Source organism: Megasphaera sp. An286 (assembly GCF_002163455.1).
In the GTDB taxonomy this organism is placed as follows: Bacteria; Bacillota; Negativicutes; order Veillonellales; family Megasphaeraceae; genus Megasphaera; species Megasphaera stantonii.
In genome coordinates this window covers 32,403-44,162 of the sequence record NZ_NFIY01000004.1, presented here as the reverse complement: position 1 = coordinate 44,162, position 11,760 = coordinate 32,403, and the positions used below count along the sequence as shown (strand labels likewise).

10 protein-coding genes and 3 tRNA genes are annotated in these 11,760 nt (G+C 55.0%); 6 read left to right on the top strand and 7 right to left on the bottom strand.

Going from position 1 to position 11,760, the window contains the following annotated elements; all coding sequences use genetic code 11:
• The first annotated feature begins 189 nt into the window (after positions 1 to 189).
• The 4 genes from B5F80_RS03095 to B5F80_RS03080 all read left to right on the top strand — a co-directional run bounded on the left by B5F80_RS03095 (position 190) and on the right by B5F80_RS03080 (position 1,721).
• Positions 190 to 1,293: an NADH-dependent flavin oxidoreductase gene (locus B5F80_RS03095; RefSeq protein ID WP_087477353.1), complete on the top strand. Its 1,104-nt coding sequence runs from the start codon at positions 190 to 192 to the stop codon at positions 1,291 to 1,293.
• 179 nt (positions 1,294 to 1,472) lie between these two features.
• A tRNA-Pro gene (locus tag B5F80_RS03090) sits at positions 1,473 to 1,549 on the top strand.
• An 11-nt stretch (positions 1,550 to 1,560) separates the two neighbouring features.
• A tRNA-Gly gene (locus tag B5F80_RS03085) sits at positions 1,561 to 1,634 on the top strand.
• A gap of 10 nt (positions 1,635 to 1,644) precedes the next feature.
• A tRNA-Arg gene (locus tag B5F80_RS03080) sits at positions 1,645 to 1,721 on the top strand.
• An 87-nt stretch (positions 1,722 to 1,808) separates the two neighbouring features.
• Here the strand turns inward: B5F80_RS03080 and B5F80_RS03075 are convergent.
• On the bottom strand, positions 1,809 to 2,627 hold the full coding sequence (locus B5F80_RS03075) for a MerR family transcriptional regulator (RefSeq protein ID WP_087477352.1): 819 nt from the start codon (positions 2,625 to 2,627) through the stop codon (positions 1,809 to 1,811).
• Positions 2,628 to 2,727: 100 nt separating this feature from the next.
• On the opposite strand from B5F80_RS03075, the gene B5F80_RS03070 reads away from it, so the two are divergent.
• Positions 2,728 to 3,096, top strand: coding sequence for a multidrug efflux SMR transporter (locus B5F80_RS03070; protein WP_198947357.1), 369 nt, complete (start codon positions 2,728 to 2,730; stop codon positions 3,094 to 3,096).
• Positions 3,086 to 3,412 carry an SMR family transporter gene (locus B5F80_RS03065; protein ID WP_087477351.1) on the top strand — a complete coding sequence of 109 codons (327 nt, stop codon included), beginning with the start codon at positions 3,086 to 3,088 and terminating at the stop codon, positions 3,410 to 3,412. Before B5F80_RS03070 ends, B5F80_RS03065 begins: the two co-directional genes overlap by 11 nt.
• 65 nt (positions 3,413 to 3,477) lie before the next feature.
• Here the strand turns inward: B5F80_RS03065 and B5F80_RS03060 are convergent, their stop codons facing one another.
• From B5F80_RS03060 to B5F80_RS03035, 6 genes are all read right to left on the bottom strand, one after another.
• Complete coding sequence (locus B5F80_RS03060; protein ID WP_087477350.1) at positions 3,478 to 4,461, bottom strand: P1 family peptidase; 984 nt, start codon at positions 4,459 to 4,461, stop codon at positions 3,478 to 3,480.
• A gap of 64 nt (positions 4,462 to 4,525) precedes the next feature.
• Entirely contained in the window at positions 4,526 to 5,050 is a 525-nt protein-coding gene (gene dcd / locus B5F80_RS03055; RefSeq protein WP_087477349.1) for a dCTP deaminase, read from the bottom strand.
• A gap of 98 nt (positions 5,051 to 5,148) precedes the next feature.
• Complete coding sequence (locus B5F80_RS03050) at positions 5,149 to 6,435, bottom strand: hypothetical protein (protein WP_087477348.1); 1,287 nt, start codon at positions 6,433 to 6,435, stop codon at positions 5,149 to 5,151.
• Positions 6,436 to 6,506: 71 nt separating this feature from the next.
• On the bottom strand, positions 6,507 to 8,645 hold the full coding sequence (locus B5F80_RS03045; protein WP_087477347.1) for a DNA topoisomerase III: 2,139 nt from the start codon (positions 8,643 to 8,645) through the stop codon (positions 6,507 to 6,509).
• 42 nt (positions 8,646 to 8,687) lie between these two features.
• Positions 8,688 to 10,337: an AAA family ATPase gene (locus B5F80_RS03040; RefSeq protein ID WP_087477346.1), complete on the bottom strand. Its 1,650-nt coding sequence runs from the start codon at positions 10,335 to 10,337 to the stop codon at positions 8,688 to 8,690.
• A 145-nt stretch (positions 10,338 to 10,482) separates the two neighbouring features.
• Entirely contained in the window at positions 10,483 to 11,730 is a 1,248-nt protein-coding gene (locus B5F80_RS03035; RefSeq protein WP_239386291.1) for an NADP-dependent malic enzyme, read from the bottom strand.
• Between the last annotated feature and the right edge of the window lie 30 nt (positions 11,731 to 11,760).

Sequence of the window (11,760 nt, the reverse complement as noted above, 5' to 3'; positions counted from 1 at the left end):
GCCGACGACAACAAGATTCGGTGTTCTTCTTATTGTATCATTGATTGCTTCTGATTTCACTATGACAATGACGGTGCCTTTTATGACGAACTGTATCGGCACTCTTTGCATCGCCTCTGTTTCATGATATAATGGCCCTATAAATTTATACTTTTTTAATCAACTTATATGGTATAGAGAGGTGATACGATGCGTTCATTCCACGATACACTGACGCTGCCCAACGGCGTTGTGCTGAAAAACCGTTTGGCCATTGCTCCGCTTACAGTCTGCCTCAGCGACCCCCACGGCTATGTCACGCCGCAGGAAGTCGACTATTACGCCTCCCGTACGGGCGAGGTGGGCCTGTACATTACAGGCTGTTCCTACATCCAGCCGAACGGCCGCGGCTGGCTCGGTGAAGAAGCCATTTACGACGATTCATTTATTCCCGGCCTGTCCAAGATGGCTTCCGCAATCAAACGAAACGGCACTAAGGCGATCATGCAGATCTTCCACGCCGGCCGCATGGCCGAAGAGGATGCTATTTTCGGCTATGATTTAGCATCGGCCGGCGACGTCGCCGCGCCCTTGAAAGGATACCGTACGCCACGTCCCTTGACTGATGCAGAAATTGCCGAAGTCATTGCAAATTTCAAAGGCGCCGCCGTCCGCGCGATGAAAGCCGGCTTTGACGGCGTAGAAATCCACGGGGCCAATAACTATCTTATCCATCAGTTTTTCTCTCCCCATTCCAACAATCGGACCGATTGCTGGGGCGGCTCGCTGGAAAACCGCGCCGCCTTTCCCCTGGCCGTCGCCGACGCCGTCTTAGACGCAGTCCGGGAAATGGGAGACAAAGATTTTATCGTCGGCTATCGCCTGTCTCCGCGCGAGCAATGGACGCCGGGCATTGCCCTCGGCGATACGCTGTACCTCGTAGACAAGCTCGCCTCTTTGAAGCTGGATTACCTGCATATTTCCCAAAGCCATATTACCAGCACGGTTACCGAGCCGGAATACTGCGGCAAGCCGATTCTCGCGCATATTGACGAAACCGTCCGCGGCCGGCTGCCCATCATTTCCGTCGGCAACATCCAGACCCGCAGCGACGTACAGCAGGCCCTCGAACACTCGGATATCGCCGCCGTCGGCGGTTCCGCCCTGATCGACCCGAACTGGGCTGCGAAGCTTTTAAACGGGCACGACGAAGCAATCCGTACCAAGCTAGCGCCGGAAGACAGGGAGATCCTGAAAATTTCTCCTCTGGCATTTAAAATTCTCTCCAGCCGCGCGCCGGAACGCATTTTGTAAACGTACAAAACGCCCGCTGCGTCACGCCGGCTCTTTCATCACGCAGCAATATAGCCCGACGAGCCCAACCTCGCCGGGCTATTGCTTTGGGATAGATAAGGGCCGATACGATAGTCCTCGTCTTTGTGAAAAAATAATTTGACAAAATTACTCATTCACGATATAATACTTTTTGTTGGCGGGGCATAGCGCAGTTTGGTAGCGCACCTGGCTTGGGACCAGGGGGTCGCAGGTTCAAATCCTGCTGCTCCGACCATATCGCAGCATGCGGGTGTAGCTCAATGGTAGAGCGCCAGCCTTCCAAGCTGGTTACGTGGGTTCGATTCCCATCACCCGCTCCATTTTCGTTATGACTCAGTAGCTCAGCTGGATAGAGCAACAGCCTTCTAAGCTGTGGGTCTAGAGTTCGAATCTCTACTGGGTCACCAATATAAGAAAGCATGAGATACGCATCGTCGTCCTCATGCTTTCTTTTTTTGTCTGCAAAAGTCAATAGCTTTCTTCGTATACATCGCTCAGGTCACAGGCTCTACCTGCCCTTCAATTCGCAGCAAATAGTTTTCGTCGTCTTTTTCCGTCAAATAATTGAGCATATCCTCTTCATATATCTTGCCGCACAGCCTGTATCCCAAGGCTTGCACCTCGTTGACAAACTGCCGATACGCCTCGGGCAGCATGTCGTACGAGTCCTGTATGTATTTGACGGCGTACAAGCCGGCCGGCTTGACGTGGCAGTGCCTGCTCCGGACGGGCTTGTCGATTTTAGAGCAATAATACTGCGTGTAATAGGTCCGATCTGCAATCGCTTGTTCCCCGATGATTTCGCCGATTGTAAAGGTGTTGTACGTACGGTGGGCGTTGCAGTATTTGAAGTGTTCGCTGATTGCCTCTACGACGGACTTTTCATCCTGCTTCCGCTGGCCGTCCGTAATGATAAAGTATTCTTCCTCTTTTTCTACAAACTGAATAGTGTCGATAGGAACATGAAGAGACTTCTGCGTAGTCTCTATGGTATTTTTTAAAATACGCCGCAAGCGTTTCAATCGTTCAATTTCCGCCGCCAGGGCTTTGTCCTGCTCTTTGAGCATCTGCAAAAACTCCGTCGTATTTCGCCGTTCAATATACGCTTTGATTTCATGTAAGGTCAGCCCTACTTCTTTGAGCACGCTGATTAAATCGAACGTATCCAGCTGGTACAGGCCGTAGAGACGATAGCCGTTCTCGCCGACCCGGGCCGGTTTGAGCAGGCCGATGTCATCATAGTGAAACAGCGTATCCTTTGTCACACCGCACAAGCTGGCAAATTCTCCTGTTTTCAGGTATTTCTTTGACATAAAACTCACCTCTTGACTATGGTGCTGCACCATACTTTATACTTAGTATAGCCAATGGAACTAGAAAAGGCAACAGGATAGCAGAAAGGATGTTTTATCTATGAAGCACACTGCAGCATATTGTTGGTTTATGTTGTTTTTAGCGATTATGCTGGAGCTGACGGGCACGTCGTCGATGAAATACTTTACCATGCAGGGCGGTTCCGAAGGCTATATTACGATGATTTCTTGTATGTTATTGTCTTATTTCGTCCTCAGTAAAGCCGTCGTCCGCATCCCCATCAGCCTGGCTTATGCCGTATGGGAAGGCGTCGGCCTCGTCGGCACAGTATGCATCGCCTGGTCCGTATTTCACGAACCCATGCCGCCGCTGAAACTATTAGGATTTTTTGTCATTTTATCAGGACTCGCCATGATTAAACTGGGCACGTCCCTGCCGGAAAAGGAGGCTGCTTCTCATGACAGTTAATCTTTTGGGCATACTGCTCCTCGTCGGCGCCGTCGGGTTAGACCTGTGCGCCAATATTTGTCTGAAAAAGTCGAATGGATTTACGCAAAAGCGGTACGGCATAGCCGCTCTCTCCTTTGTCGTCTTGTCATTCTTCTGCCTGGCTCATCTCATCCGCATCATGGATTTGAGCATCGCCTACGCCATGTTCGGCGCCCTGGGCCTGATTCTGACGACGACTGTAGACGCCCGCTTCTTCGGCCTGCGCATACGTCCTCTGGGCATATGCGGCGTAGCGACGATGATTGCCGGCGTCGTATTAATCAAACTCATATAAAACGCAAAAACGGATTTACCTGCAGCCTGGCGAATCAGACGCCTGCATGGTAAATCCGTTTTTTATTAATAGGTAGTTAAGCTTTTAGCCGCCGGAACGCCGTATGCCTGTTCCGCCGTCAATACGGCGCGGCGTACGGCTTGTTCTACGACGTAAGCGGCAATCGTCCCCGTCGTGCTGACATCGGCTTCTACGTCGCCGACGCTCAGGGCATACAAGGAATCGCCGTCAGCTGTCGTGTTGACCGGCCGGATTGTCCGCACAAAGCCGTTACTGGCCAAAGCGGCGATTTTTTTCATGTGACTTTTATCGAACTTGCCGTTCGTGACGACAGCGCCGATCGTCGTATTCGTCGTACCGGCCGCCGCCCGCAGGGAAAAGAGCGTATCGTGCATGCCGTATTCTTCCAGCATGACGCGGCGCGTATCGGCAAATCCCGTGCCGTCGTCGTTCAGCATGCCGGCGATGATTTCATTATGTTCATCCAATACGTCGCCGACGGCGTTGACGACGACGACAGCGCCGACCTTCAGCTCGCCGACCTGGACGGCGTATACGCCGAGGCCGGACTTCATCATGCCTTTAGGGCCGCAGAGCTTGCCCACTGTCGCGCCGGTTCCTGCGCCGTAATTGCCTTCCCGGATCATATGTTTCTCCGATGCGACGCAGGCCGCATAGCCCATAGCCGCATCGGGACGGACGTTGTCGCCGCATCCCAGGTCAAAAATACACGACGCTACGACGAGGGGCACATTGCAAATGCCCGTCGGAAAGCCGATGCCCTTTTCTTCCAAATATTGCATGACCCCGCCGGCGGCGTTCAAACCGAAGGCGCTGCCGCCGCTTAACAGTACGGCATGAATTCTCTCCGCTGCCGCCGTCGGATTGAGGAGCTCCGACTCCCGGCTGGCCGGCCCGCCGCCGCGAATATCGACGCCGCAGGGCGCGCCGTCAGGAAATATGAGGACAGTACAGCCCGTGCCGCCCAGCTCATCCTGGGCGCTGCCGATGCGAAATCCCTGAATATCCTGCAATGCAATTTCTTTCATAGCCTTTCTCCTTTCGCAAAAAAGCATATCTGCGCGCAGACATGCTTTATATCCTTTGCTTATATTATTTCTTCTGGAAATCCTTCCACAGCATGCTCGGCTGAATGCCTGAATTGTTCTGGTATTTGCCGTGCTGATATGTATCGTACTCGCCGTCGATGTCGTGGTAGTAAATCTGGCAGATTTCCACGTTGGGATAAATGCGGATCGGCTGGACGCAGAAGATTTCCAGCGTCCAGTAGCCGGCAAAGCCAACGTCGCCGAAGCCTGCTGTCACGTGGATGAACACGCCCAGACGGCCGACAGACGAGCGGCCTTCCAACATAGGAATATAGCCGTCAGTCTTCGTATACTCGTTTGTCCGCCCCAAATAGAGCTTATTCGGCTGCAGTACGTAGCCGTCTTCGGGGATGTCGATAAGCGACGCCGGATTGGGCTTGGCCATGTCCAGCTCGTAGTCATCATATACCATCAGCTGATTATATAACGATAAATTATAGCTGTTTGGATTGACCCGTTCGGGATGAAAGGGCGTAATGATAATTTCCTTACCCAAATGTTTTACGATTTCCTTGCCTGATAAAATCATGTTGTGCCTTCACCTTTCCATGTGGTATACCAAAATTATATATCAAAACAGGCCGCGTCGCCATACAAAATGAGAAAGTATATGCGAAAAACTCATCGTCAGAACAGGCTTTCTTTTTTCCGGATATCGACAGCCCGCCGCGACGCCTTGCCGCCAAAGCGATCCTGGCCGACTTCGACGAAAAAGGTGACGTACGTCCCTGCCTCGGCGTCCAGCCCCAGGAGGGCATCGCGTTTGAAATAATAGGACGGCCCGCCGTATTCCTTGATAAACCCGGCCCGTCCTCCCGGCAGAACGGCCGAGATAAAGCCCTGCTTTTCTTCTTCGCCGTCGTGCCGGCACCGTATCCAGAATGCCTGCAGCGAGCGAAGCAACTCCGCCTTACGGGGAATCTGCCCTTCATACGTCGCGGCCTGCCTGCGCAGAGCCTCCGGAACGAACCAGCCTTTTTCCTGCCGAATGCGCAGGGCCAGGGCATAGTGCCGGGCCCGCTCCGTCCGCAAGTCCTCCTGGCCCGCCAGGGAATCGGCAAATTCAGCGAGGAACTGGACTTTATCAGCCATATCCCCCGGCAGGAGCAGGGCTGCGGCGCCGTATTGTTTCATCTTCCGCAGGCTTTTCTGCGCCTGCCCTGCGTAAAACAGCCCGCGATATATAATCCAATGCTGCTTATACTGCAAAAGGGCGGAAAATTCTCGCTCTGCACCGCCTATGTCGCCAAGGCGAAGGCGGCAGAGGGCGATGCGATATTTGAGCCAGATGTCATTGTCATAGTGAAATTCCGTAAAAATACGCAGCCCTTCTTCACAGGCAGCAATGCAGGCATTATATTCCCCTTTCTTGACCAACACGCCGCTCTTCAGGGCATACCACCGCTCGCGGTACGACGCGCCGCTCAGCCATTCGCCGTCCTTGACGTACTCCTGCGGCTGCAAAGACAACCTGTTAGGATTAAGGAGAGTCAGCCAGGAGTCTATCTCTTCAGCGGTAGCTTTTTTCTGCCGGCGCAGCACGTCGATCATCTTCCAGACAGCTCGTTCATAAGGAGATTGATCCGTTTGCTCGGTGTACTTGACGATGGACTCGACGGCCCGCCGGAAATCGCCTTCATCAGATTGTCCAGGCGCAAAGGGACGCACGTACAGATGATACAGGCACCAGCCGTATACGTCCCGGATTTGGGCGAAGTCGGGAAAGGCCATGATGCACCGGCGGGAAATCTCCCGCCCTTCGGCATATTCTTTCAGCTTGCTCAGGCTGTAAGCGTAATAATAGTAGTCCCACGGCCCCCACGTATCCATTGCGGCAATTTGCCGGGCGTACATAGCCGCTACCTGATCGTATTTCCGTTGGCGGCACCACTGCCGGGCCTGCACGGTATCCATCCTTCGCCCCTCCTCTCTTCTGCAGTACTATACGTCGCAGACGCTCGCGCCGTATCCCGTCCCCGGCAGGATTATGTTCCCGACGAAGCAGCATAAATGCTGGGAACGCCGTTCACATCGGCGCAGGTCGTGCGGCAGCCTTCTTTGCTGCAGGCCCAAAACGGACCGTACGGGCCGCTGCGGCGGACAAAGATTCCCTCTTTGCAGCGCGGACAAATATAAGATGAACCATCGCCGGCCGCCGACGCAGGCGGCGCATCGATGCGCTCCGTATGTCGGCATTTGGGATAGTTGGTACAGCCCCAGAAATCGCCGTACTTTCCATGGCGGCGTACCATAGCGCCGCCGCATTGAGGGCACACGCGCCCTTCCTTTGGCTGCGGCGTTCCGTCATTGTTCCGGGCTGCCGCAATGAGCTTGCGCAAAAATAATTCCTGGGCGCTGAGAAAGTCGGCTAGGCTGTCCTTTCCCAGGCTCATCTGGTACAGCCGTTCTTCCCAAACAGCCGTTTCATCGGGATACAGCAGCTCGTCCGGCAGGGAATCGACGAGAAGATAGGCCATATCCGTCGGTTTCAGGTACTTCTTTTTCCCTTCTTCGACTAAAAATTTCCGCTCGATGAGCTCGCCGATAATCGTGGCCCGCGTCGCCTCCGTGCCGATGCCCTGCACTTCCTTGAGCTTTTTCTTCAGCGAATCGTCCTTGACGTATTTATAAATTTCCTTCATCGCCTGAAGAAGCGTCGACGAAGTAAACCGCGGCGGCGCCTTCGTAGCCTTTTCTTCGACCTTGCCGCGGCGGAACTGGACGCCGTCGCCCTTGCGGACCGGCGGCAGCTCTCCTTTTTCGTCATCATCGTCTGCATCGGACTGATACAGCTCTTTCCAGCCCAACACGACAACGGTTTTGCCGTGGGCGACGAACTGCTCGCCGGCGGCGGCGATGACGACGCGGTTCTGTATATATTCGTGGACAGGATAAAACTGCGCCATGTAGGCCTGGGCAATGAGGAAATATATATTTCGCTGGACAGCCGTCAGCTTATCGTACGGACAGGGCACCGTCGTCGGGATGATCGCGTGGTGCGCCGTAATCTTGCCGTCGTTCCAGGCCCGGCTCTTGATGCTGCCGTCGGCCCGCCCGGCCCATTGGGGCAAGGTTTTATCTGAAAGGCGGCCTAAATTAGCTAAAATAGCCGGCACGTCCTTTCGCTGATTCAAGGGCAGATACTCGCAGTCTGAACGGGGATACGTCGTCAGCTTGCGTTCGTACAGCTGCTGGGCTGCGTCCAATACCTGCTGGGGGCTGTAGCCGTAGCGCTTACCTGCCAGCACCTGCAGGGACGACAAGGACAAGGGCAGCCGCTGCGCTTCCTTCTTTTTCGTCTTCTTCCCTTCGGCAATCGTTCCATCGGGCTGAGCGCGCAGCCTTTCTACTATTTCTTCAGCTTTCTTTTTATCGATGCAGCGACCTTCCGAATCGAGGCCGGCCTGCGTATCGCCAGGCTGCCACTGGGCTGTAATGACGCCCTTGGCATGATTGAACTGCGCCTTGACGACGTAATAGGTCACGGGCTTGAAATTGTCGATTTCCCGCTGGCGGCGGACGACTAAGGCCAGCGTCGGCGTCTTAACCCGGCCGATGGGAAATACGACGCGGTGTCCCTGCCGGCGGGCGGCCAGCGTATAAGCCCGCGACAGGTTCATGCCGATGAGCCAGTCGGCGCGGCTGCGGGCCAGGGCCGATTCTTTGAGATGAGAAAAATCGCCGTTATCCCGCAAATCACGAAGGGCTTCTCCAATGCTCTTTTCGTCGAGGGCGTTCAACAAGATGCGCTCAACGCGCTTCGTATTGCCTACATAATCCAGTATTTCGTCAATCAGAAGCTGCCCTTCCCTGTCAGGGTCGCCGGCATGGACGATGGAGTCGGCGTCGCCGATGAGGCGGCAGATGACGTCGAACTGCTCCCTGCTGTTCGGGCTGACGAGCAGCTTCCAATGCTCTGGAATAATGGGCAAATCGGCGTCCTTCCACTGCTTGTATTGCCGATTATAATCCTGCGGCTCCGCCTGCTGCAGCATGTGGCCGTAGGCCCAGGTGACGATGCCGCCGCCCGTACGGATAAAGCCCTTTTCCTGCCGCTGCGGCTGCGGGAGGCATTTTGCCAGTTCCCTGGCCATGCTGGGCTTCTCTGCGATAAACAATTTCATACTATACGATAACTCCTGCTCTAATGTCTGCTGCAAGGCAGCTTATACTTTTGCCAGTTTGCCGGCCTCTTCGATGACCTTGACAAAGGCCCTGGGGATTTCCTGGCTGCGCAGGGACTGCCCCAGGAGCCGGCCTAGGATGACGCCCTTGTTGCTGTACAGCCAGGCAAAATAATAGATGTACAGTGCCTTGATATTGCGGGCGTTGACGTTGCCCAGCATGCGCGGCGGATAGTCGTGGAAATTGACGTCCAGCTTGCGGCAGGCCTTTTTAATCATGTCCGACGTGGCCCGGCCGTGCTCGCCGGCTACGGTATTGATGATGCGGTCCAGCTCGCGGCGGCGGCCCATGTCGATCATCGTCTTGGCCAAATCCATTTCAAAGCAAATTTCGTCGGTAAAGAACACGCCCGTCTCGCCCTTATGGCCGCCCTTTACGTCGGCGTCGTATAAGGCGACGGTGGGAATCTTGAAGTATTCCAGAAGCTTCTTTATCTTTGAAATCGAGCTTTCGCCGCGGGCGTTGATGAGGCAGATGCCGTAGTAGTCAAAGGGCAGCCCCAGCGTCGTGCCGAACAGCTGGAAGCAGCCGAACTCCGTTTCCCCTTCGACGACGAGGACGCTCCGCGAATACAGGGCCTCCTTCACTTCGGGGAAATGCATGATCAGGTGCTTCTCGATTTCCTCGCTGAAATGAAAGGTCGCTCCGCAGGCCGCGCAGACCTGACCGGCGTCGCCGCGGTACAGGCGGACGATATTGCGGTAATCGTCGACGAGGGCGTCTGTCGAGTGCGTGACGATGAACAGCTGCCCCCGCAGGCCGTCGATGCCGAACAAATCCTTCAGGAGCTCGCAGAAGCGGGAATCGCCGTTGCTCAGGAGCTGCTTGTAATAATTTAAAATAGACCGCTGCATGTATGGATGGAGGTGCACCTCCGGCTCGTCGATAGATACGACGAGAGGCAAATAGCGCCGCCCCTTGCCGTCGATAATCAGGCTCTGCTCCAGGGGCATGGCCTTGCTTCGGGACATGATGAAAATCTGCGTGAGGATACGCAGGGCGACGAGGGAAATAAACTTCATGTTGTCGGCTGTCGAGCGATCCTGGCGGCTCAGGATGCGGGACAAGAGGAAGATATTGACAAAATACGACGAGTCGAGGCTGCCTACCTGCACTTCATGATGGATAAAGGCCTGCGTATCTTCGTCCAGTCCGTTATCATGGGAATGCTCCCACTGATACAGCCGCCGTTCCAGCGCGCGGTATACCGTAGCCGGCACTTTGAGTTCCTCCGGTTCGACGACGGAATTCGGCAGATAATGGATACAGCGTATCAGGTCAAGAGGCAGTTCTTCATTCCGCTCCACGTCATACAGCCGGGGATAGATTTCTTCCACTCGCTTTTCCAGGCGCACCGTCATCGTTTCCCGCTGCTCGTCGGGAAAGGCGGCAAAGTATTCGTTCTGATTTCGCAGCAAATGCATTTCCAGCGTGACAATAATCGGCTTTTCCGGGTCGGCGTAATCGTCTTCCCTGATGCCGAAGCCTTCGCTCATAACCGACAGCAGGCGCAGAAACCCGCTTTTGCCGATAGCGTTTTCACCGACGAGATAGTTGGCCTTTTCGTGAAAGGTCATCTCCACGTCTGTCAAGTTTCGATAATTTTCAATATGCATGTAATGGATATGCACAATATCACCGCCTGTATAGAATCCGTTCGCAACATACCGTAATAGTATAATATTCGACGCAGGCGTCTTGTGTCCCTGCTTTTTTCCGAGCAGAAACGAAAAACACCGGCGTCACTGCCAGATGACGCCGGTGCTTTCATATCTGCTATACTTCCTTCAAAAAGGCTTCGGCCTTTGCCGCTTCCTCTTCATAGGTCAAGGGATTGCCGGCAATGCCTTCTTTCGCCGCCGCCTCGGCAACGGCAGCCGCCACGGCGATGGTGACGCGATGGTCGAAGGCGTCGGGCAGGATGTAGTCTTCCCGCAGACCGTCCTGCTTCGCTACGTCGGCAATGGCTCTCGCCGCCGCCAGCTTCATGCCTTCACTGATATCCGACGCATGGCAGTCGATAGCCCCGCGGAAAATCCCCGGAAATACGAGGACGTTGTTGACCTGATTGGGGAAATCGGATCGGCCCGAGCCGACGACGGACGCACCGGCAGCCTTCGCTTCGTCGGGATAGATTTCCGGGATGGGATTGGCCATGGCGAAGACGACGTTTTTCTCAGCCATCGAGGCAATCATTTCCTGGGACACGAGGCCGCCGCGGGACACGCCGATAAACACGTCCTTGCCTGCCAGTACATCCTTCAGGCTGCCCTTGGCGTGACGGCGGTTCGTCCGCTTCGCCATAGCGGCCTGAGCCGGATTGAGCGTATCGTCGCCTTCACAGACGGCGCCGTTGATGTCGCAGAGCGTCACGTCTGTAAAACCATATTCCAGCAGCAGATTGGCGATGCTGATGCCGGCTGCGCCGGCGCCGTTGATGACGACCGACGCCGTTTCGGCAGACTTTCCTAAATACTCCAGCGCGTTGATGACGCCGGCCAGGACGATGATGGCCGTGCCGTGCTGATCGTCGTGGAACACGGGGATATTCAGCGTTTCGCGAAGCCGCTTTTCGATTTCAAAGCAGCGCGGGCTGCTGATATCTTCCAGGTTGATCCCGCCAAAGGACGGGCTGGCCAGCTGGACGAAGCGGACAAATTCGTCTACGTCCTGCGTGCCTACGCACAGGGGCACGGCGTTGATGCCGGCAAACTCGCTGAACAGCAGGCACTTCCCTTCCATGACCGGCATGGCCGCATCAGGGCCGATATTCCCCAACCCCAGGACGGCGCTGCCGTCGGTAATGACGGCCACGTCGTTGCCCTTGCCGGTATACGTATAGGCCAGCTCTTTATCCTGGGCGATTTCCAGGCACGGCGCGGCGACGCCGGGCGTATATAAGATGGACAGGGCTTCCTTGGAATCGGCCCGCAATTTGCTGTGAATGGCTAGTTTGCCGTGCAGCTGGGCGTGGACTTCCAAGGCCCGTTTAAATTTTTCATTTTTATCTGTCATATCAGACATGCGTCTCTTCCCCCTCTGAAACGGGCGCAG